Source organism: Novosphingobium sp. MBES04 (genome assembly GCF_000813185.1).
Lineage (GTDB): Bacteria > Pseudomonadota > Alphaproteobacteria > Sphingomonadales > Sphingomonadaceae > Novosphingobium > Novosphingobium decolorationis.
Genome location: NZ_DF850488.1, coordinates 450,858 through 471,484, shown reverse-complemented (window position 1 = coordinate 471,484; position 20,627 = coordinate 450,858). Strand labels below are relative to the sequence as shown.

Sequence of the window (20,627 nt, the reverse complement as noted above, 5' to 3'; positions counted from 1 at the left end):
TTCCCATGACCACGCCGACCCGTCCCCCGCTCAGCCGCTTTCGCCGCGCGGGTGATCTCGTCTTCACCTCGGGCCAACTGCCGCGCGGCGTTGATGGCGCAATCGTGCCCGGTGACATCACCGTCCAGACGCGCCAGGCGCTGGCGAACCTGGAGGCCGTGCTTGCCGAAGCAGGCGCGCGGCTCGACCAGGTCGTCAAGGTGACCGCCTGGCTGACCGATGCGGCGCACATGGCCGGCTTCAACGCGGTCTACCGAGAGGTCTTCGGCGAACCCTTTCCCGCCCGATCCACCGTCATCAGCGGCCTTGTCGCCGGGGATGTCGAGATTGAGGCGGTGGCCTGCCTGGCGTGACCCCACCCACCCCCAGACCGGGCAGGTCATAAAAGAAGAGGCGCTGCGTCCACGGGGATGCAGCGCCTCTTTTTTGAAGGGGGGCAGGAGAGAGCATCCGAGGGCTATTGCCCTCGGGCTCCCCGAATGGTCGACCTCACCCTGCGTGCGCAACCTTCGTCGAGGAAGGTGAGGTCGCCCGGTTTGGGGCAAGGGTAAATCGCTTGCCGGCTTCCTCAGACGTCGTCGGCCGAGATATACTCCTCGATGTCGATCTCGCCCGCCATGCGGCCGACTGCGACCGCAACGGTGGCATCGCCGGTGACGTTGGTCATCGTGCGCGCCATGTCGAGCAGGTGGTTGATCCCTGCGACAAAGGCGATGGTCTCCAGCGGCACACCGATGGAGGAAAGGACAAGGCTCATCATCACGAGGCCAGAGCCTGGCACACCCGCCGCGCCGATCGCGCCGAGCGTGGAGGTGAGAGCGATCATCACGTAGGAGAACCAGCTCAGCTCGATGCCGTAAGCCTGCGCGCCGAACAGCGCGATGACGCCCAGGTACATCGCCGTGCCGTTCATGTTGATCGTTGCGCCCAGCGCCACGGTGAAGCTGGCGATGGAGTTGGAAACGCCCAGGTTCCGCTCGACGCAGCGCAGCGTGACGGGGAGTGCCGCGTTGGAGGAGGCGGTCGAGAAGGCAACGGCCTGCGCATCGATGATGCCACGGTAGAAGTCGCGCACCGGCAGGCGCGCGATGCCCTTGAGGATCAGCGGGTAGACGATGCCCAGAATGATCGCGCAGCCCAGGTAATTGAGCCCGACCAGCTTGGAGAGCGGCACCAGCGCTTCGAACCCGAACGTCCCCGCGACCCAGGCGATAAGCGCGAAGACGCCCAGCGGGGTCAGCTCCATCACGAAGATGGTCATGTTCTGCATGACGACCGAGCCCGCGTTCATCGCCTTGGCGAGCGGCTTGCCCTCTTCGCCCGAGACGAGAATGGCCATGCCGAACAGCACCGAGAAAACGATGACGGGCAGGATCGAGCCCTGCGCCATGGCCATGATCGGGTTTTCGGGCACGAGCCCCACGATCATCGCGATGAGCGACTGGTCGGGCGCTTCGGGCACGGCGCTGCCGGCGGGAAGGGCAATGGACAGCCCTTCGCCCGGCTGGGCCAGCGTGGCGAGCCCCATGCCCAGTGACACCGAGATCAGCGCGGTGCCCATGAACAGCAGGAGCGCGCGCCCGCCGACCTTGCCCAGGCGCCCGATGTCACCCACCGCGGTGATCCCCGAGACCAGCGAGAAGAAGATGAGCGGCACCACCAGCATCTTGATCGCACGGATGAAAAGATCGCCGATCCAGCGGATCGCGTTCGCCTGCTCGCCCAGCGCAAGGCCAGCCAGGATGCCCAGGACAAGGGCGGCAAGGACGCGTTTCCAGAGCGGGGTCGTGAACCAGGCTTTCAGCATCGGGCGGGGCGTCCTTGTCGGTCTGCAGGAGGGGGAGAGCGAGGGGGATACCAGAAGGCGGCCAAGCCCGTGCTGCCAAGACTTGGGTGGCCCATAACCCATGTCTATCAACGCCTTTCTGCGCGTGGAGCGAAGATACCTGGACGCAACAGGCCCCGCATGTCGGATCGGACATGCGGGGCCTGGGGTCGGGACGTCGGAAGGGTGCGGATCAGTAGTCGATGCTGAAGCGCAGCCCGTAACTGACCGGACGCGCGGGCTGGGCGATGTCCGCGCTGGTGAAGTAGTTGCGGGTGAGGTCGTACTTCTCGTTGAAGATGTTGCGGCCCCACAGGCTGAGCGTCCAGGGCCCGTTGGTGGGCGCCAGTTGCAGTTCGGCGTTGACCACGAAGTAGGCCGCGATGTCGAAGGTCTCACCCAGCCACGAGGGGTATTCCTCACGGAAGGAGTACGTCGCGGATGGCGTCAACGTGTAGTCGCCCATCGGCATGGCGTAGCGCATCGAGCCGCCCAGCGAGAGGTTGGGGAAGGGGATGTCGGTGTGTGCGCGGTCGGTGTAGACGGCTTCGCCCACCAGGTTCGAAGCGGGCACGTCGAGATCGAAGAACTCGAGGTAGCGTCCCTTCTTGTAGCCCACGTACTGCGTGACGGTGACGCCCGGAGCAGGGGTCACGACCACTTCGAGTTCGGTACCCCAGATGCTTGACTTGGGCGCGTTGGCAAAGCGCCCGACCGCGCCGTTGTCGCCCCAGACCGCCGAGAGCACCTGCTGGTCGCGGTAGTCGTAGTAGAAGAACGAGCCGTTGATCTGGAAGGTGCGCGAGGGGTTGGCCTTGAAGCCGACTTCGTAGGCGTAGAGCGTTTCAGGCGCAAAGGGCTCGATGCCGCTCTCGTTGCCGGTGTTGTAGGTGGTGAAGCCGCCCGACTTGGTGCCCTTGCTGGCCGAGGCGTAGAGCAGGAGGTCGTCGCTCGGCGTGAATTCGAACGCGAGCTTGCCGGTCAGCGGCTTCATCGAGGTGGACACGTCGGTCGGCGGCAGGGCCTGCGCGCCGCCAAAGGCGGAGCCAAAGCCCTGGAGCTGGCGCTTTTCATACTCGTAACGAAGCCCGGCAATGGCCTTGAAACGCGGCGAGAAGGCGTATTCGAGCTGGCCGAAGCCGCTGATCGATTCCACCTTCTGCGCATAGTTCACGCGGGCGTAGGTGCCGTAGACATCGACGAAATCGGAGTAGTAGCGCTCGTCGAGGTTCTGCTGCGAATAGTAGGCACCTACCACCCAGGTCAGCGGACCGGGCTGCGAATTGCTGAGGCGGACCTCCTGGGCGAACACATCGACATCGCTGCCGAAGAAGGTGTCCGCCTCGACCGACGCCGAGCTATCCCAGTCGGCGAACTGTTCGCGGTGGAGCCAGTCGTAGGCGGTGACACTGGTCAGCGTGACGGAGCCGAAGTCATAGGACAGATTGGCCGAAGCGCCCCAGGTCTCGTTGTCGACGCCGGGCACGTCGCCGACCGAGAGTTCGGTGTCGGCCAGCAGCTGCGGGGAGAGGCCCCAGCCGGTCGCGAAGCGGTCGGTGTCGGCCGGAATGACCGGCCCTGCGCCGGCCTGCGTGGGCAGGTCGTTGAGGAGGTAGAGGCCGGTGGCCTCGGATGTGTCGCGCCCGTAGTGGAAATCGAGCAGGCCCGAAAAGCCACTGCCCACAGGTTCGATGGCAAGCAGGGCGCGGCCCGCCCAGCGGTTGGCATCGCCGATCTCTTCACCCGTGTCGCGGTTGTACTGGTAGGCGCCGCCCTGCTGCGTCGCGCCCGAGACGCGCAGGTTGATGCCTTCCGTGATCGGACCCGAGACGTAGGCCTCGCCGCGCACCGCATCGAAGCGGCCATATTCGACCATGCCGCCCGCGGTGAAGTGGTCGGTCGGCTTGTTGGTGGTGAAGTTGACCGCGCCGCCCGTCGTGTTGCGTCCGTAGAGCGTGCCCTGCGGCCCGCGCAGGACCTCGACCCGCGCGACGTCGAAGATGAGCCCCTGCGTCATCACCGGCACCGGGTAGGCCACTTCGTTGACGTAGACGCCGACGGTGGGCGAGTTGTTCGAGGCGTAGTCCTGGAAGCCCACGCCGCGCAGGCGAAACTGCGCCGCGCCGCCGCCGAATGCGGGCTCGATTTCGAGGCTGGGCGTCGCGTCCTGCAGCTGGTTGACGTTGGTGACGCCGCGCTGCTCCAGTTCATCGCTGCCGATGACGCTGAGCGCGATGCCCACGTCCTGCGCATTCTGTTCGCGCCGCTGCGCGGTCACGACGATGCTGCCGTCCCCGTTCTCGGATACCTGTGCATAGGCGGGCGCGCAGAGCGTGGCAGCCACGATCGCGCCGATTGCCGTCCGACCCAAATACGTCTTCATGTCAGCTCCCTTGTATTTGGTGAACGCATGATTGCGTTTCCCCCCCGTTTCAGGCCTCTCCCAAGAGCCTTCGACCGCAACCCTCTGTCTCGCGGTCGGACGCCATAGTGCTGTTTTCGTTTTCGTATCAGTGAATTTTCGCCAGCGTGTCGGCGATGGTGACCGCGATCTGTTCGAAGTGATCGGGCGTGGCGATGAGCGGCGGCGACAGCGCGACAATGTCGCCTGTGACCCGGATCAGGACACCGGCATCGAAGCAGGCGTGGAACAGTTCCATCGCGCGCGCGCCGGGTGCGCCCTCGCGCGGGGCCAGCTCGATCCCGGCCACCAGCCCCATGTTGCGCACGTCGATGACGTGGCGTGCATCGGCCAGGGCGTGGAAGATATCTTCGAAGATGCCTTCGAGCGAGGCGGCGCGCTCGAACAGGCCTTCACCTTCGTAGACATCGAGCGAGGCAAGCGCGGCGGCGGCGGCCAGCGGGTGGCCCGAATAGGTGTAGCCGTGGAAGAACTCGATCCCCGGAGCCGCGGCCTGGGTGACGGCCTCGTAGATGTCCTGGCGCACGGCGGTGCAGCCCATCGGGACCGCCCCGTTGGTAAGGCCCTTGGCGGTGGTGATGATGTCGGGCGTGACACCGAAGCGCTGCGAGGCCGTAGCTGCGCCCAGCCGCCCGAAGCCGGTGATCACCTCGTCGAAGATGAGGAGGATGCCGTGCTCCTGCGTGATCTCTCGCAGGCGTTCGAGATAGCCTTTGGGTGGCACAAGCACCCCGGCCGAGCCCGACATCGGCTCGACCATGACCGCCGCGATGGTCTCGGCGCCGTACTCCTTGATGAAGCCGAGCAGCTCGTCGGCAAGGTCCGCGCCGGTGTCTGGCTGGCCGCGTGTGAAGGCGTTGTTCGCGATGTCGAGCGTGGCCGAGAGGTGGCTGAAGCCCGGCAGCAGCGGAAAGCCGCGCGCGTTGTTGGGCAGGCCGCCCACAGAAATGCCGCCAAAGCCTACGCCGTGGTAGCCGCGCTGGCGCCCGATGATGCGCTTGCGCGCCGGTTCGCCGCGGGCCTCATGGTAGGCGTAGGCGATCTTCAGGGCCGTATCGCCTGCCTCGGAGCCCGAGTTTCCGAAGAAAAAGCGATTGATCCCCTTGGGAAAGATGGTCTCCAGCCGCTGTGCGAGCTGGAACACCTTGGGGTGGCCGAGCTGGAAGGTCGGCGCAAAGTCGAGTTCTTCGGCCTGTTCGCGGATGGCCGCGATAATCGGGCCACGGGCGTGCCCGGCATTGACGCACCATAGGCCCGAGGTGCCATCGAGGATCTCGTTGCCCTTCGTGTCGCGATAGTGGCAGCCGCTGGCCGAGGCGAGCAGCCGCGGCGTCGCCTTGAAGCCGCGGTTGTCGGTGAAGGGCATCCAGAAATTCGCGAGGTCGTCCACAGAACTGGCATCCTATGCTTGAGCAATTGATGACAGAGTGATGGCAATTGCGGCCGTGCGACAAGTCTATTTCTTGCGTTGCAAAAAACATGCGGCAATGCACCGCAAAATAGACTTTTCTGCAATTTGGCGATCAGCATATTGAGCGAGTTGCATCACGCCTGCGTCTTTTTTCTAGAAGCTGGGCGGGGTGCAGGCGCTCACCACGATGCACGGTTCCTTGCCGGTATTGCGGAAGCGATGGGGCAACTGGCTGGAGAAGAGATAGGCATCGCCCACCTGCAGAACGCGGGTTTCGTCATCGACCGTCACTTCCAGTTTACCCGAGATGATGACGCCCGCTTCCTCGCCTTCATGGGTGAGCATCACCCGCCCGCTTTCCGAGCCCGGCTGGTAGGTTTCGTAGAGCATCTGGATCGAGGAACTGCCGCTCTGGCCCACCTGGCGATAGCTCACGCCGCCGCGTCCGATCTCTGAAAGGTCATTTCTTTTGAAGAATATGCTGCGATCCTCGGTGACGTCGAGGTTGAAGAATTCGCCGAGCGTCATGCCGATTGCATCGAGGATGCGCTTGAGCGATCCGACCGAGGGGTTGGTGCGGCCGCCCTCGATCAGCGAGATCGTGCTGCTGGGTACGCCGGCCAGTTTGGCCAGGGCCCTCTGGCTGATGTCCTTGCGCTCGCGCACGGCGCGCAGGCGCACGCCTACTTCGTCCTTCATGTAAGGTAACTCCCTGTTCCAGGGGCACTAGCCTTATCTGTTCTGGTGCGGCCCCAGTCGTTTTGTCTGGAATGGGACAAGCCTATGTGACGGTTTGAGGATGATCAATATTTCATATTGGTTGCAGTGCAAAAAACAGTCTTGTGACCAGACCGCCTTCGATGTGTACTCACGGCATTCGCAGGAACGGGGGTTTCATGCACATCAAGACATCACTTCGCCTTGCATCGGCCCTTCTGGTGCTTGCACTGCCGGGTACGGCCATGGCTGCGCAAGGTCCGTTGCCGCCGCCGCTCGAAGAGGAAGTCAGTGACGTGGCGGTCATGGGCGCGCCCGGGCCGCATCGGCTGGTGCTGGCGGGCGGCTTTGGTTCGGGCGGCGCGCAGATCCGCGACGGCGAGGACGGCAAGTTCCTGGGTACCGTATCGCTCGGCGGCCTCGCCAACATCGCTTATGCGCCCGACCAGTCGCGCATCTACGTGGCCGAGACGATCTGGACCAAGGGCAACCGCGGTACGCGCCAGGACATGATCAGTGTCTATGACGGCCGGACGCTCAACCTTCAGGAAGAGATTACCCTGCCGGGCCGGGTCTTCATGGTTCCGCGCCGCACCAACTTCTCGATCAGCACCGACGGCGCGCGCGCCTACATGTACAACTTCGATCCTTCCGCCTCGGTCAACGTGGTGGACCTTGCAAGCGGGGATGTGCAGGTGGTCGATACGCCCGGCTGCGCCCATGCGATGGCCTGGGGAAGGACCGGCTTCGCGGTCATCTGCGGCGATGGTTCGATCGGCTCGGTCGATACGGCCAAGGCGCTCGAACTCAAGCGCTCGGCCGCGTTCTTCGATGCGGAGAACGATCCGCTCTTCGAGGAGGCCGCGATCGATCCCAAGGCGGGCAAGGGGGTGTTCCTGTCCTACACAGGTGTCATCCACGAGGTGTCGCTTGAGGACGCGAAGGAAGTGGCGGCCTGGCCGATCCAGGAGGCCGCGGGGCTCGAACTGGCGCGCCCCGACGACCTGCAGCTGGCCTGGCGTCCCGGGGGCAGCGTGGTTTCCGCCTGGCACCACGCCAGCAATCTCCTCTTCGTGCTGATGCACCCGGGTGAGCACTGGACGCAGAAGGAAAAGGGGACACAGCTCTGGGTCGTCGATCTGACCAAACGCGAGGTCGTGGAGCGCGTGCCGCTCAAGACCCCGGTGACCTCGGTTGAGGTCAGCCAGGATGCCGAGCCCTTGCTCTACCTCGTCACCGAGGATGGCGGCCTGGAAGTCCTCAATGCGCTCGATCGTAGCGAGAAGACCTCGGTCAGCAACGTGGGATCGGTCGTGCCGGTCACCCCGATGCCATGAGCGTGCTCGACACCGGCCTTCTCCTTGCCACCGGGGCAGGGGCCCTGCGCTTCGGGACCGCGCTGCTTTTCGTAGGCGCTGCGCTTCCCAAGCTGCGCAACCACTCGGCATTCGCAGGCGTGGTCGCCAACTACAAATTGCTCCCGCGGCCTCTGGTGGGCGTGGTGGCGGGGCTGCTTCCCTGGCTTGAACTCGCGCTCGCTGCGGCGCTTCTGGTGCCGCTGACGGCCTCGCTGGCGGCCTTCAGTGCGGCGCTGCTGCTCACGCTCTTTGCCGCGGCCATCGCCATCAACATCAGCCGCGGGCGTGCGCATATCGACTGCGGCTGCCGGGGCGATGAACTGCGCCAGCCGCTACGCGCCGGCATGGTCGTGCGCAACTTTGTCTGGGCGGTGCTTCTGATCGGCTCGGCCGGGATTGGCGGGCTCGCGCCTGCCTCCATGGCGCAGGGGCTTGCGCTCCTCGTGGCTCTCGCGGCCGGTATGCTGGGCGCGGTGCTGCTTCATATTCTCGAAATCTTCTGGGCGCTGCCGGCTCGGCGCGCTCGCCCCCAAGCCGGAGGCTGACCGATGCTTCTTGTCACCACTGCCCTTGTCCTGCTCTGGATGCTGGTCATCGCCATGGCCTTTGTGATCCTGGCGCTGGCCCGCCAGATCGGCGTCCTTCACGAACGCCTTGCGCCTGTCGGCGCGCTCGCCACCGCGCAAGGGGCTCAGGCGGGCGAGCAGGCCCCCGTCATGCCCGGCCATCTGCTGGGGGGCGGCACGATCGAGATCGGGGGTGCGCTTGCCGCAGGTTCGCTGCGCCTGCTGCTCTTCGTCGCGCCGTCCTGCCCGATCTGCAAGAAGCTCATCCCCATCGCGCTCGACGTGGCGCGTGACGAGCGTGTCGATCTCGTCTTCGTGGGGGATGAGGACCCGGACGAGCAGCGCCGCATGATCGAGCGCCATGGCCTTGCGGGCCAGACTTTCGTCAACGGGCCGGAAGTGGGGATGGCCTTTGCCGTTGCCAAGCTGCCCCACGCGATCCTGCTTGATGACGCGGGCAAGGTCGTCGCGCGCGGCCTCGTCAACAGCCGCGAGCATCTGGAGAGCCTGCTGGTCGCGCACGAGACCGGCCATTCCAACGTGCAGAGCTACCTGCGCGCGAGCCGCGCCCCGGCGCTGGAGGCCGCCGAATAAGGCGCGCCCTGCAAGGAGAATTGCACCCATGAACTGGAAACTCATCGACAGCGCCAGCGAGAAGCTCTCGCGCGGGCTGGCCAAGGGCACCTCGCGCCGCTCGCTTCTGGCCAAGATCGGCGGCGCGGCAAGCTTTGCCCCCTTCTTCCCGGTGCTGCCCGTGGCTCGCGCGCAGGACGCCGACGTGCCGCTCAGCAACTTTGCGCGCACCGCGCAGACCAAGGACGATACGCAGTGCAACTACTGGCGTTACTGCGCCATCGACGGGGCGCTGTGCACCTGCTGCGGGGGCGGCATCCACACCTGTCCGCCGGGGACCGAAGCCTCGCCCACATCCTGGGTCGGCACCTGCCGCAACCCCGAAGACGGACGCTCGTACCTCATCGCCTACCGCGATTGCTGCGGGGCGAGCATGTGCCAGACCGATTGCCACTGCGACGGGACCGAGCGCGAGATGCCCGCTTACCGCCCGATGGCCGACAACGAGATCATCTGGTGCTTTGGCACCAAGTCGATGAGCTACCACTGCTCCACGGCCGCGCTCGTCGGGCCGGTATGACGGAGGGGCTTGAGGGGGAAGAAAGGGCCCGCTCGTGACGGCTATGGCCGCACGAATGGCGGTGCGCGCGCTGATCGGCGCGGCGCTGCTGGCGAGCGGGGCCTACGCGGCCATGGCACGAAGTTCGCAGGAGGACACCTTACATGCCGCGCCCCCGGCCTTTCCGCGCAGCGCGCGCTCGAATTTCGTGGAGCGCTGTGGGGGATGTCACGGGCTGGAGGGGCGCTCGGTCGCGCGCAACGTCCCTGACCTCGCGGCGCGCGCCGGGTTCTTCCTGTGTACGCCGGAAAGCCGATCGTTCGCAGGGCGCCTTCCCAACGTGATGTTCGCGCGCCTGTCCGATGAGGACCTGGCGGATGTTCTCAACTACGTCATGTTCGATCTGGGAGAGACACCCACTTCGAAGCTTGCAAAACCCTATACGTCGCAGGAAGTTGCGGCCTATCGTGCAAACCCGCTTTCGGTGACCGACCTGCACGCCAAGCGCCGCGAGGTGGTGGGCGAGATGGTGGCGCGTTGCCAGGCACCGCAGGCGATGCTGGACTACAACCGACCGCGCGGCCGCATTCCCGGCCGGGTCGAGGAGATGAAATGAACCGTCGCAACGTACTCATGGGTGCCGCTGGCCTTGGAGGCCTTGCCTTCGCCGCGCCGCTTCTCGCAAAGGACGCCGCGTTGCGCAGCACCGGACGCACCGGCGCGCGCAATCTCATTACCGACGTCGCCGGGCTCACTGTCGGCAACGCGCAGGACGTGAAGGTACGCACCGGCACCACGGTGATCCTGGCGGACAAGCTTTCGACCGCCGCCATCGACGTGCGCGGCGGAGGCCCCGGCACGCGCGAGAGCCACGCGCTCGAAGGCCACAACCTCGTCCATGCCGCGAATGCTATCGTGCTCTCGGGTGGATCTTCCTATGGCCTCGCCGCAGCCGATGGCGTTGCTGCCGTGCTGGGATCGAAGGGCATCGGCTATGGCGGCATGGCGCGTCCAGGCGTACCGGTCTCGCCCATCGTACCCTCGGCCATCCTCTACGACCTCGCCAATGGCGGGGACAAGGGCTGGGGCACCGAGCCGCCGTACCGCGCGCTGGGTATCGCCGCGCTCGAAGCGGTGGGCGCGGACTTTGCGCTGGGCACTGCGGGCGCGGGTTATGGCGCGCAGGCGGGCGGCCTCAAGGGCGGGCTTGGCTCGGCCTCGACGCTCGTCAGCGACGGCTCCACCGTGGGCGCCATCGTTGCGGTCAACTCGATGGGCTCGACCGTGGCGCCGGGCACCCGCAACTTCTGGGCGAGCCCCTTCGAGATCGGCGACGAGTTCGGCGGACTTCCTCCCAGCGCCATGTACGCTTCGCCCGAGGAGTGGGGCTATACCAAGGCGCCTGCGGCCAAGGAAAACACCACCATCGCCTGCGTCGCGACCGACCTTGATCTGGCGCCTGACGAGATGAAGCGCTTTGCCATGATGGCGCAGGACGGCATGGCGCGGGCCATCCGCCCGATCCACACGCCGTTTGATGGCGATGTCGTCTTCGCGATCTCGACCGGACGGGTCGAGGTGAAGGGGCCGCGTCCCGTCGCGGTCCTGCGCGCCGGTGCCGTCGCCGCCGACACACTGGCCCGCGCCATCGCGCGCGGCGTCTTTGAGGCCAGCACGCCGCCGGGCGCCGACAGCAAGGCTTGGAAAGACCTGACGCTGTGATCTGGCGTTCCATTTCACTCCCCAATCCGGAAAGGTCCGGCGCATGAGTGGCATCCCGCCGCGCCGCGCGGCCGAGATGCCCGATGGCGCGATGCCCTGGTGGCCTCCGCTCCTGGGCATTGCCCTGCCGCTTGCGCTGGTCCTGGCCTCGGCGCTGCTGGTGCCGGCTTCGGCCGGACGGTTCCTGGGCATCTCGTGGAGCAGCTGGTGTCTCTTCGCCTGCGCGCCGCTGACCAGCTTGTGCCTGCTGGTCTGCTACCGCTTCGGCGGCGGGGCGAGTGACCGGGGCGATGTGCCCGGCCATGGTGCGCCTCGCGAGGGAGATAGCCTGTGATGCTGGCTGTCTTCATTGCTGTCATGGCGTTGTCGCTGGGCATCGCCCTGTGGTCGCGGCGCGGGCATTCCAACCCCGACGCGCGCGAGTTCTTCGTCGCCTCCGGGCAGTTCGGGCCGATCCTGTTCTTCTTCCTCTCGGTGGGCGAGACCTATTCCATCGCCAGCATGCTGGGCTTTCCGGGCGGGGTCTATGCAGGCGGTGAGGGCTTTGTCCTGTGGTTCTTCGGCTACATTCTGATTGCCGCGCCCTGCATCTATTTCGTGGGCCCCTGGATCTGGCGCGCGGGCGCGCTCTACGGGTCGGCGACGATCCCCGACTTCTTCCGCGACCATTTCGAGAGCCGGGGGCTGGAGATCCTGATCACGCTCAGCTCCATCATCCTCCTCGTTCCCATCGGTACGATGCAGTTTCTGGGGCTGAAGCTGGTGTTCACGGGGCTGGCGCCGGAAGCCCGGTCGATCTTCCTCACCAGCCTCGCAGGGCTCCTGACCTTTGCCTATGTCGTGATCGCAGGGCTTCGCGCCTCGGCCTTCGTGGCGGTGCTCAAGGACATCCTGATGATGGCCTCGATCCTGCTGGTCGGCTTCGTGGCGCTCGCCGCCTGGAATGCCGAGCCGAGCATGCCGGTCAGTCTTGCCGAGACGATGCCCGAACCGACCCGCCCCGACCTCATTTTCGCGATCTCGACTATCGTGCTGCAGGCCGTGGGCTTCTGCATGATCCCCCAGAACTGGGCCTTCATCTTCTCGGCCAATTCGCCCCGTGCGATCCAGCGCGCGCAGATCGTCGCGCCGATCTACATGCTGATGTTCCCGCTCCTGATGATGGTGGCCTACTACGCCAAGGGGCAGGGGATCGTGCCGCCCGAACCTGATTTCGTGTTCCTCTCGACCGCGATTGCGCTCCTGCCCGACTGGGTGGTGGGGCTGGTCATGGCCGCCGTTGCGCTTTCCGGGCTCGTGATCCTGAGCAGCGTGTGCCTGGCCATCGGTCCGCTCATCACGCGCAACCTGGTGCCCAGCCTTGATGGCACGGCGCAGCAGCGCTGGTCCAAGGTGGTGATCGCGGCCTTCCTGATCTTCTCGCTCGTCGGTGCGGAGACTTCGGTGCAGCTGATCGCAACGCTCAACAACGTCTTCTACTTCGGCATTGTCCAGACCTTGCCCGGCCTCGTTGCGGCCATGCTCTTCCCGCGTGTCCCGGCGCGCGCGCTGATCGCGGGCATCCTTGTCGCCGATGGCGCGATGCTGGCGGTCAAGGCGGCGGGCTGGACCTTTGGTGGGCTCAACGTCGGCGTGATCGGCCTTGCGATCAATGTCGCGGTCCTCGCCCTCGTCACTCTGGCCGCGCCGCGCATCGGTGCGCGCGCGGTCATTCCGCTCCTGCGCGAGGCCCACACCGGGCGCGCGTCCTCATCCACCCCCTGATCTTCAGCGAGAACGGATACCCCCATGCGCACAATTCCTCACTTCATCGCCGGCGCGCACAGCGCCGGGGACGGCACCGCCATGGCCGACGTCTTCGATCCCAACACCGGCACGGTGCAGGCGCAGGTGCCGCTGGGCGGCGACGCTGAGCTGGAAGCGGCGGTTGCCGCCGCACGCGCCGCGCAGCCCGCCTGGGCCGCGCTCAACCCGCAGCGCCGCGCGCGCGTGATGTTCGCCTTCAAGGCGCTGATCGAGGCGCATATGGACGAACTGGCCGCGCTTCTCTCCAGCGAGCACGGCAAGGTCTTCGACGACAGCAAGGGCGATATCCAGCGCGGTCTCGACGTGGTCGAGTTCGCCTGCGCGACGCCGCACCTGATGAAGGGCGAATACAGCAGCGGCGTGGGCCCGGGCATCGATGTCTACTCGATGCGCCAGCCGCTCGGCATCGTGGCGGGCATCACCCCCTTCAATTTTCCCGCGATGATCCCCTTGTGGATGAGCGCCTCGGCCATTGCAGCGGGCAACGCGATGATCCTGAAGCCCTCCGAACGCGCACCGTCCGTGCCGCTGCGCCTCGCCGAACTGGCCAAGGAAGCGGGCCTGCCCGATGGCATTCTCAACGTCGTCCATGGCGACCGCGTGATGGTCGAGGCGATCACCGATCACCCCGCGATCAAGGCGATCAGCTTCGTGGGGTCTTCCGACGTGGCGCAGGCGGTCTACGCACGCGGAACCGCACAGGGCAAGCGCGTCCAGGCAATGGGTGGAGCCAAGAACCACGGCATCGTCCTGCCCGACGCGGACATGGACCGCACCGTCTCGGACATCATGGGCGCGGCCTATGGGTCAGCCGGGGAACGCTGCATGGCGATGCCGGTCGTGGTGCCCGTGGGTGAGGCGACCGCGAACACCTTGCGTGAAAAGCTGGTCGCGGCCATCGCGGACCTGCGCGTGGGTATCTCGAGCGACCGCGAGGCGCACTATGGCCCCGTCGTCACCGCCCAGCACAAGGCGAAGATCGAGCACTACATCGCGATGGGCGTGGACGAAGGGGCCGAGCTTGTCGTCGACGGACGCGGTTTCTCGCTTCAGGGCTATGAGGAGGGCTACTTCCTAGGCCCGACGCTGTTCGACCACGTCACGCCGGAGATGCAGTCCTACCGCGACGAGATCTTCGGCCCTGTGCTGCAGATGGTGCGCGCGACAACGCTGGAGGAGGCGATCAACCTTGCCAGCCGCCACGCCTATGGCAACGGGGTGGCGCTCTTTACTCGCGATGGCGGCGCGGCGCGCGACTACGCGATGCAGGTCGAGGTGGGCATGGTCGGCATCAACGTGCCGATCCCGGTGCCGGTCTCCTACCACAGCTTCGGCGGCTGGAAGCGTTCGGCCTTTGGCGACCACAACCAGTACGGTGAGGAAGGCTTCCGCTTCTTCACCCGCGTCAAGACGGTGACCCAGCGCTGGCCGGGGCCGGACGCGGACAAGGGCAACGCCTTCCTGATCCCGACCACGGCCTGACACCGGACCGGGAGAGACCACGGGAGAGGGACCAAACCAGGGGGCGGACGCCAGGAGCGCCGCCCCGCAGCGGAGCGATGCGATGAAAGAGGAACTGGCCGATCTGACAGGCGTGGAGCTGGCCGAGAGCTTTGCCGCGGGCACACTCTCCCCGGTGGAAGTTGCCGAGGACGTGCTGGCCCGCGCCGAGCGGCTGGAGCCGCACTTATGCGCGACCTACGCGCTGGAGCCCGAGGCCGTGCGCGCACAGGCGAGGGCCTCGGAAGCGCGCTGGCACAAGGGCGCGCCGCTTTCGGTGATCGACGGTATCCCCGTGACCCTCAAGGAACTGATCGCCACCAAGGGAACGCCCAAGCCCGTGGGTACGGCGGCAGGCGACATGACCCCGCAGACCCACGATGCGCCGCCCGCGCAGCGCATGCGTGAGGCAGGCGCAGTCCTTCTCGCCAAGACCACGGTGCCCGATTACGGGATGCTGTCCTCGGGCCTCTCCAGCTTTCACAAGCTGGCGCGCAACCCCTGGGACCTTTCGCGCAATCCCGGCGGGTCGAGCGCGGGGGCAGGCGCCGCCGCTGCCGCAGGTTACGGGCCGTTCCACGTGGGCACCGACATTGGCGGCTCGGTCCGGCTTCCGGCGGGCTGGTGCGGCATCTTTGCGCACAAGCCCAGCAACGGGCGCATCCCCATCGATCCGCCTTATATCGGCCGCGTTGCGGGGCCGATGACGCGCACCGTCGCCGATGCCGCCTTGATGATGACGCACCTTTCGCTGCCCGACCGGCGCGACTTCATGGATCTGCCCTATCAGGAACTGCCCTGGCGCCAGCTTGAGGGCGACGTGGCGGGCCTTCGCATCGGCCTCATGCTGGAGGCAGGCTGCGGCTCGCCGACCGAGCCCGAAGTGGCCGAGGCGGTCACCGAGGCCGCACGGCTGTTCGAACATGGCGGGGCGGTGGTCGAACCGGTCGCGCCGTTCATGACGCCGGAAATGCTTGATGGCCTCGACCGCTTCTGGCGCGCGCGCTTCCACGCCGAGATGCGCGACCTTCCGGCCGAGAAATACGACCTGATCCTGGAGTACATCCGCAAGTGGGTGGAGCCTGCCGCGCACTATGATGGCATGGAGGTCTACACCGGCTTTGACCAGATCATCCAGATGCGCGAGCGCGGGCGGGCCTACAACGATTACGACCTGCTGCTCAGCCCGGTGGCGCCGATGCCCGCGTTCCCGGCTGAACTCGCCTCGCCGGTGAACGATCCGATGCGCCCCTTCGAGCACATCGGCTTCACCGTTCCCTACAACATGACCGAACAGCCCGCGAGCTCGATCAACTGTGGCTACACCCGCGAAGGCCTGCCCATCGGGCTGCAGATCGTCGGGCGCCGCTTCGAGGACATGGCGGTCCTGCGCGCCTCGGCGTGGTACGAGAAGGCGCGCCCCGCGCAGCGGCCCTGGCCCTGTCGGCGCGAGGTCATGGCGGACTGAAGCGGTAGGTATCCCGGGGCAGGGAGTCAGGGGGGCTTGCCCCGGGATACGCCAGGTTCCCGATCCGGATCAGGCTTTGCCCGGAGGGTCACGCTGTAGCTGCGCGGTTCGCCGTAGATGAGGCCGTCGTAGAAGCCGAACTGGCGGTAATAGGTCTTGTCGGTCAGGTTGGTGACGTTGGCCGAGATCTGGATGTTCTGGGTCGCCTGGAAGCGCGCCATGAGGTTGACCAGCGTATAGCCCGAGACATCGAGGTTGCTGTCATCGTAGGTCCCATCGCCGAGCGGGCGGCCCGGGTTGGTCGACCATTCGGTCTTGCTCTGCGCGGTGATACCCCCGCCGATGGTGAGGCGGTTGAGCGCACCTGGCAGCGTGTAGCTGGTCGAGAGGCGCAGCTGGCTGTGTGGATCGCGCTGGTAGCTGAGGCCCTTCACGTCCAGGTAGCTGTAACCGAAAAAGACGTTCCAGCCCGGCAGCAGCTCGCCCGAGGCGTCGAAGTCGACACCCTTGGAGACGACACCATCGACCGTACGGTAGATGTCGAGCCCGGTGACGTCGTTGAGCTCGCCGGTGTTCTCCGCGACATTGCTCTGCTCGTTACGGTAGAAGGCGAGCGAAGTGTTGAGCTTGCCGCCGTAGAAGGCGCCCTTGATGCCCGCTTCGTAGCTCGAGCCGGTGACGGGCGGTAGCAGCCGGTCGTCCTCATCGCGCAGGTTCCCCTGCGGGGTGAAGACATCGGTGTAGCTGGCATAGACCGAGAGCGTGTCGGTGACGTCGTAGACAAGCCCCGCGTAGGGCGTGAACACACCCTTTTCGTGCGTCGTCTCGGCATCGGCGGTGTAGACGTTGGCGATATCGTAGTCGCCGCCGCTGGTCTTGTAGTCGCTGATGCGTGCGCCCACGATCGCGGTCAGCCCATCGGCGAGCTCGAAGCGACCCGCGGCATAACCGCCGATGCTGCGGGTGCGGTCAATCCCGCGCGCGTCGGTGCGGAAGGTCTGGAAGTTGGCGTAGGAGCCGTCCCAGCTGCGCCAGTCGTCGATCGGCAGGCCGGCCGAGCGGTACTGGCATCCCCGGAACGGGCTGACTCCGGCGATGTTGCAGTTGCCAAGGGCGTTGTCGAAGGTCCAGCTGGTGCTCTCGCTCCAGAAGCCGTTGAAGCCGAACATCAACTGGTGCTCGCGTCCGAACAGGTGCAGCGGGCCGTTCAGCGTCACGGCGACGTTGTCGCGATCTTCCGAAAATTCCGAGTGCATGGCGTTGAGGTAGGCGCCGCTGCCATCCTGGTTCCAGAAGCCCGCGTAGCCCCCGACCTCGCGCGCGGCGTTGTTGATCTTGGCAACGCCCAGGTTGTTGTAGGCGCTGCTGTCGGTGCGCGCGTAGCCCAGCTTGACGTGCCAGTCGTTGGCGAAGCGGTGGTCGAGATTGACGAAGGCCGTGGTCGCCTTGCGGCGCGATTCGCTCCAGTCGGCGACCGGGTTCGTGCTGCGCGGCAGGTTGGCCAGCGTGCCGTCGGCGAACCAGATCGAGACGTTGCTCCCCCACGAGGAGCCCTTGTTGACCGTACGCTCGTACTGGACCCCGGCGTTCAGCACGGTGGTTGGCGTGAGATTTGCCGCGAAGTTGGCGAGGATGGCGCGGCGGTCGACATGCTCGCGCTCACGGAAGGTGTCGGTGCTCTCGTCGCTGAAGACAAGGCGGCCGCGCACGTTGCCATCGGCGGTGATCGGCGCGTTAAGGTCGCCCATCACGCGCCGCTTGTCCCAGTTGCCCAGGACCAGGCTGCCGTTTGCCCCCAGTTCGGTGCCCGGCTGCTTGCGCTGGAGGTAGATCGTGGCGGAAGGATCGCCCGTGCCGCCCAAGAGGCCGTTCGCGCCGCGCACGATCTGGACACTGTCGTAGAGGTCCATGTTGGTCGAGGCACCGCCACCGCTGAAGCTCGACTGGCCGTCCACCTGCATGCCGTCGATGCGGTAGTTGCTGACGTCAAAGCCGCGCGCGCGGTAGGTCGTGCGGCCCGCGTTGTCATTCTGGTACGAGGTGATGCCCGGCGCGGTGGCCAGCACATCGTCGATGGTCTCGATCTGCTGGTCGTCGAGCAGCTGGCGGGTGATGACCGTCACCGTCTGCGGTGTCTCGCGCGGGGAGATGGGCAGGCCGATGGAGATGCTGGTTTCCTCGGCGGTGTAGGACGGGGTGTCCTCGGTGCGCTGTCCGGTCACGACGATTGTCGGCGGCGCGCTCGCGCCCGGCGCCGCGTCGGCATGGGCAACTTGTGCGCCTCCCAGGGCGATGGCGAGTGCGGTCAACGACGCGGATGTCGCTTTATTGCCAGAAAACATTGGTTTCATGTCCCGTTACCCCTTATAATGCAACTCATTAGCAATTGAGGGCGGGATAGAATGGGCCTTGAGATGGGTAAACCGATGTTTCCGGGATATTTTGTCAGCTTTTCAGGAGTTTTGTCACTCAGTGTAACGGCCTGTACCCAGGCTGGGGGTGCAGCATGAGCCGCGTGCTCGTGGTGGACGACGATGCCGATATCCGCGACCTCCTGTGCCGCTATCTTGCCGAGGCGGACATCGAGTCGCGCGGAGCGGCCGATGGCGATGCGATGTGGAGATCCATCGCGGAAATCACGCCCGACCTCATCATCCTCGACCTCATGCTCCCCGGGACCGATGGCTTGTCCTTGTGCCGCGCGCTGACCGAACGCTGTGACATACCCATCATCATGCTGACGGCACGTGGCAGTCTGGTCGACCGCATTGTCGGGCTCGAGATGGGGGCGGACGACTATCTTCCCAAGCCCTTCGATCCGCGCGAGCTTCTCGCCCGCATCCGCGTCGTCCTGCGCCGGCAACGCCGGGCGCAGGACGGGCCAACGGTGCGCGAGCCCGACTATCTGCAGTTCGAAGGCTGGACGCTCGACACCCGTCGCCATCTGCTGTCACCGCCGGGTGACGAACTGGGACGGGAGAAGACGCAGCCGGTTGCAAACTCCGACTATCTGGCCTTGCGCGCCCTATTGCGCGCGCCGTTCCAGACGCTCAGCCGCGACGTGCTCGCCCGCGAGGTCTACGGGCGTGAGCGCGATCCTTCGGATCGGGCCATCGACATGTGCATTTCACGCCTGCGCCAGATGCTGGGAGAGGATGCGCGCAATCCCCGCATGATCCGTACCGTGCGCAACGGCGGCTATGTGCTGTCGGTGGACGTCTCGGCGTACAGCTGAGATGCGCGCACTCCTCCACCGCCTCATTCCGGCGACGCTCTCGGCCCGTATCGCATGGCTTCTGGTGGGTGGCCTCGTCCTCTCGCAGCTTCTGACCGGGACGATCTGGTTCGAAAGTCGCCGTCGCCAGCTGCTGGAGATCCCGGCCCACGTCTTCGCGACGCGGGTCGCGGACAGTCTGCGTGTGCTGGACAGCGCCGCCCCGGACCGGCGCGAGGATCTGCTGGCAAAGCTGCAGTCGCCCGAGTTTCACCTGAAGCGCCTCGCCGTGCTTCCCGACGAGGAAAGGGCGGGCGAGGAGCCGGAGGATCTCGCGCGTAGTGCGCCCATTCTTGCAGGTTCGATCAGGCACCAGCTGGACGGGGGCGTCGAGGTGCGTGTGCTGGCCGCCCAGCTGCTCGATGAGGAAGGCGAATCGGCCGGACGCTGGTCCATGCTGCGCGACCGGGAGCCGCGTGCGGCCTTCACGCTCGCCGTGCGCCGCAGGCCGGGGGATCTCTGGCTTGTGGCCAGGGGGCGCGAGGACGAGGACGGGGTTCTCTTTGATCCGGGCGGCACGATTGCGGACTATGTCCTGCGCATCTACCTGCTGCGCATCCTGATGGTCGCGGCGCTCACCTGGCTGGGAGTGCGCCTGGCGGTCAAGCCGCTCGAGCGGCTGGCCGAGGCTGCCCAGCGCCTGGGGCGCGACATTCGCAGTCCCGCCCTGCCGCGCAAGGGGCCGATCGAGGTTCGCCGCGCGGTGGAGGCCTTCAATGGCATGCAGCGGCAACTGGTCGGCTATCTCGACGAGCGCACGCGCTTTCTTGCGGCGGTCTCGCACGATCTGCGCTCCCCCATCACGCGCCTGCGCCTGCGCGCCGAATTGCTGCCCGGGACCGAAGAGAAGGGCGGCTGGCGCAAGGACCTCGACGAGATGGAAGGCATGGTGGATGCAACGCTTGCCTTCATGCAGGGCAACGCGGGCGAAGACCTGCAGGCGGCGGTCGATCTTGACGCCGTGCTGGCCGGTATTCTGGAAGACCTGCACACACAGGGCGCACAGGCCACGCTTGCGGGCCGATGCGGCGCGCCCATCGCCGGTTTCCCGCAAGGGCTGCGCCGCTGTCTGGTGAACCTGACCGACAACGCGGTTCGCTACGGCGGGCGGGCCGACATCGTCGCGCAGGAGTGCGATGAAGAGATCATCATTCGTGTCCGCGATGACGGCCCGGGCATTCCCGAGGCCAGCCTCGGCCTAGTGTTCGAGCCCTTCTACCGCGAGGAAAAGTCGCGCAACACCGCGCTTGGCGGTGTCGGCCTCGGCCTCAGCATCGCCCGCGACATCGCCCTTGCCCACGGGGGCGAACTGACCTTGCACAACCGACCGGAAGGCGGCCTCGAAGCCACCCTGCGCCTGCCACGAGGGGCCCCTCAGGACACCAAGGCGCGAAAGCGAGCCGACTGCAACGATTTTTGAGGAGAA

18 protein-coding genes are annotated in these 20,627 nt (G+C 66.2%); 13 read left to right on the top strand and 5 right to left on the bottom strand.

The features are described from left to right. The first annotated feature begins 5 nt into the window (after positions 1-5). A complete protein-coding gene (locus MBENS4_RS02130) occupies positions 6-353 on the top strand; it encodes a RidA family protein (protein ID WP_039388420.1) in 348 nt (115 codons plus the stop codon). A 215-nt stretch (positions 354-568) separates the two neighbouring features. Here the strand turns inward: MBENS4_RS02130 and MBENS4_RS02125 are convergent, their stop codons facing one another. The 4 genes from MBENS4_RS02125 to MBENS4_RS02110 all read right to left on the bottom strand — a co-directional run bounded on the left by MBENS4_RS02125 (position 569) and on the right by MBENS4_RS02110 (position 6,357). Next, on the bottom strand, positions 569-1,807 hold the full coding sequence (locus tag MBENS4_RS02125; RefSeq protein WP_039388419.1) for a dicarboxylate/amino acid:cation symporter: 1,239 nt from the start codon (positions 1,805-1,807) through the stop codon (positions 569-571). Between the two features lie 211 nt (positions 1,808-2,018). Next, a complete protein-coding gene (locus MBENS4_RS02120) occupies positions 2,019-4,208 on the bottom strand; it encodes a TonB-dependent receptor (RefSeq protein ID WP_039388417.1) in 2,190 nt (729 codons plus the stop codon). Positions 4,209-4,335: 127 nt separating this feature from the next. After that, a complete protein-coding gene (locus MBENS4_RS02115; protein WP_039388415.1) occupies positions 4,336-5,637 on the bottom strand; it encodes an aminotransferase class III-fold pyridoxal phosphate-dependent enzyme in 1,302 nt (433 codons plus the stop codon). Between the two features lie 174 nt (positions 5,638-5,811). Next, the gene (locus MBENS4_RS02110) at positions 5,812-6,357 is read right to left on the bottom strand and encodes a cupin domain-containing protein (protein ID WP_039388413.1); all 546 of its coding nucleotides are present in this window, start codon (positions 6,355-6,357) and stop codon (positions 5,812-5,814) included. A gap of 197 nt (positions 6,358-6,554) precedes the next feature. Here MBENS4_RS02110 and MBENS4_RS02105 point away from each other — a divergent pair, with 197 nt between their 5' ends. The 10 genes from MBENS4_RS02105 (at position 6,555) to MBENS4_RS02060 (ending at position 15,927) form a co-directional block, all read left to right on the top strand. Continuing rightward, entirely contained in the window at positions 6,555-7,712 is a 1,158-nt protein-coding gene (locus tag MBENS4_RS02105) for an amine dehydrogenase large subunit (RefSeq protein WP_052321942.1), read from the top strand. Further along, positions 7,709-8,278 carry a MauE/DoxX family redox-associated membrane protein gene (locus MBENS4_RS02100; RefSeq protein WP_039388409.1) on the top strand — a complete coding sequence of 190 codons (570 nt, stop codon included), beginning with the start codon at positions 7,709-7,711 and terminating at the stop codon, positions 8,276-8,278. Before MBENS4_RS02105 ends, MBENS4_RS02100 begins: the two co-directional genes overlap by 4 nt. Before the next feature lie 3 nt (positions 8,279-8,281). Further along, positions 8,282-8,893, top strand: coding sequence for a methylamine dehydrogenase accessory protein MauD (mauD, locus tag MBENS4_RS02095; protein WP_039388407.1), 612 nt, complete (start codon positions 8,282-8,284; stop codon positions 8,891-8,893). Positions 8,894-8,921: 28 nt separating this feature from the next. After that, entirely contained in the window at positions 8,922-9,452 is a 531-nt protein-coding gene (locus MBENS4_RS02090; protein ID WP_039388406.1) for a methylamine dehydrogenase light chain, read from the top strand. A 34-nt stretch (positions 9,453-9,486) separates the two neighbouring features. Continuing rightward, entirely contained in the window at positions 9,487-10,047 is a 561-nt protein-coding gene (locus tag MBENS4_RS02085; RefSeq protein WP_144400825.1) for a c-type cytochrome, read from the top strand. Beyond that, a complete protein-coding gene (locus tag MBENS4_RS02080) occupies positions 10,044-11,153 on the top strand; it encodes a P1 family peptidase (protein WP_039388404.1) in 1,110 nt (369 codons plus the stop codon). The genes MBENS4_RS02085 and MBENS4_RS02080 overlap by 4 nt, the downstream gene beginning before the upstream one ends. Before the next feature lie 43 nt (positions 11,154-11,196). Beyond that, positions 11,197-11,487, top strand: coding sequence for a hypothetical protein (locus MBENS4_RS02075; protein ID WP_039388403.1), 291 nt, complete (start codon positions 11,197-11,199; stop codon positions 11,485-11,487). After that, positions 11,487-12,917: a sodium:solute symporter family protein gene (locus MBENS4_RS02070; RefSeq protein ID WP_052321940.1), complete on the top strand. Its 1,431-nt coding sequence runs from the start codon at positions 11,487-11,489 to the stop codon at positions 12,915-12,917. Before MBENS4_RS02075 ends, MBENS4_RS02070 begins: the two co-directional genes overlap by 1 nt. A gap of 24 nt (positions 12,918-12,941) precedes the next feature. After that, a complete protein-coding gene (locus tag MBENS4_RS02065) occupies positions 12,942-14,441 on the top strand; it encodes a CoA-acylating methylmalonate-semialdehyde dehydrogenase (RefSeq protein ID WP_039388401.1) in 1,500 nt (499 codons plus the stop codon). 82 nt (positions 14,442-14,523) lie between these two features. Further along, the gene (locus MBENS4_RS02060) at positions 14,524-15,927 is read left to right on the top strand and encodes an amidase (protein WP_039388400.1); all 1,404 of its coding nucleotides are present in this window, start codon (positions 14,524-14,526) and stop codon (positions 15,925-15,927) included. Positions 15,928-15,953: 26 nt separating this feature from the next. On the opposite strand, the gene MBENS4_RS02055 is transcribed toward MBENS4_RS02060, so the two are convergent. Further along, on the bottom strand, positions 15,954-18,236 hold the full coding sequence (locus MBENS4_RS02055) for a TonB-dependent siderophore receptor (RefSeq protein WP_199904331.1): 2,283 nt from the start codon (positions 18,234-18,236) through the stop codon (positions 15,954-15,956). 197 nt (positions 18,237-18,433) lie between these two features. Here MBENS4_RS02055 and MBENS4_RS02050 point away from each other — a divergent pair, with 197 nt between their 5' ends. Together MBENS4_RS02050 and MBENS4_RS02045 are read left to right on the top strand one after the other, a co-directional pair. Further along, positions 18,434-19,162 carry a response regulator gene (locus tag MBENS4_RS02050; protein ID WP_039388399.1) on the top strand — a complete coding sequence of 243 codons (729 nt, stop codon included), beginning with the start codon at positions 18,434-18,436 and terminating at the stop codon, positions 19,160-19,162. Position 19,163: 1 nt separating this feature from the next. Beyond that, the gene (locus MBENS4_RS02045) at positions 19,164-20,621 is read left to right on the top strand and encodes an ATP-binding protein (RefSeq protein ID WP_052321939.1); all 1,458 of its coding nucleotides are present in this window, start codon (positions 19,164-19,166) and stop codon (positions 20,619-20,621) included. Positions 20,622-20,627 lie beyond the last annotated feature (6 nt).

Excerpts from the sequence above, each read along its gene's own strand:
- MBENS4_RS02130 (WP_039388420.1), top strand. The coding sequence starts at position 6 with ATGACCACGCCGACCCGTCCCCCGCTCAGCCGCTTTCGCCGCGCGGGT.
- MBENS4_RS02125 (WP_039388419.1), bottom strand. The coding sequence starts at position 1,807 with ATGCTGAAAGCCTGGTTCACGACCCCGCTCTGGAAACGCGTCCTTGCC.
- MBENS4_RS02120 (WP_039388417.1), bottom strand. The coding sequence starts at position 4,208 with ATGAAGACGTATTTGGGTCGGACGGCAATCGGCGCGATCGTGGCTGCC.
- MBENS4_RS02110 (WP_039388413.1), bottom strand. The coding sequence starts at position 6,357 with ATGAAGGACGAAGTAGGCGTGCGCCTGCGCGCCGTGCGCGAGCGCAAG.
- MBENS4_RS02105 (WP_052321942.1), top strand. The coding sequence starts at position 6,555 with ATGCACATCAAGACATCACTTCGCCTTGCATCGGCCCTTCTGGTGCTT.
- MBENS4_RS02100 (WP_039388409.1), top strand. The coding sequence starts at position 7,709 with ATGAGCGTGCTCGACACCGGCCTTCTCCTTGCCACCGGGGCAGGGGCC.
- mauD (WP_039388407.1), top strand. The coding sequence starts at position 8,282 with ATGCTTCTTGTCACCACTGCCCTTGTCCTGCTCTGGATGCTGGTCATC.
- MBENS4_RS02090 (WP_039388406.1), top strand. The coding sequence starts at position 8,922 with ATGAACTGGAAACTCATCGACAGCGCCAGCGAGAAGCTCTCGCGCGGG.
- MBENS4_RS02080 (WP_039388404.1), top strand. The coding sequence starts at position 10,044 with ATGAACCGTCGCAACGTACTCATGGGTGCCGCTGGCCTTGGAGGCCTT.
- MBENS4_RS02075 (WP_039388403.1), top strand. The coding sequence starts at position 11,197 with ATGAGTGGCATCCCGCCGCGCCGCGCGGCCGAGATGCCCGATGGCGCG.
- MBENS4_RS02070 (WP_052321940.1), top strand. The coding sequence starts at position 11,487 with ATGCTGGCTGTCTTCATTGCTGTCATGGCGTTGTCGCTGGGCATCGCC.
- MBENS4_RS02065 (WP_039388401.1), top strand. The coding sequence starts at position 12,942 with ATGCGCACAATTCCTCACTTCATCGCCGGCGCGCACAGCGCCGGGGAC.
- MBENS4_RS02060 (WP_039388400.1), top strand. The coding sequence starts at position 14,524 with ATGAAAGAGGAACTGGCCGATCTGACAGGCGTGGAGCTGGCCGAGAGC.
- MBENS4_RS02050 (WP_039388399.1), top strand. The coding sequence starts at position 18,434 with ATGAGCCGCGTGCTCGTGGTGGACGACGATGCCGATATCCGCGACCTC.
- MBENS4_RS02045 (WP_052321939.1), top strand. The coding sequence starts at position 19,164 with ATGCGCGCACTCCTCCACCGCCTCATTCCGGCGACGCTCTCGGCCCGT.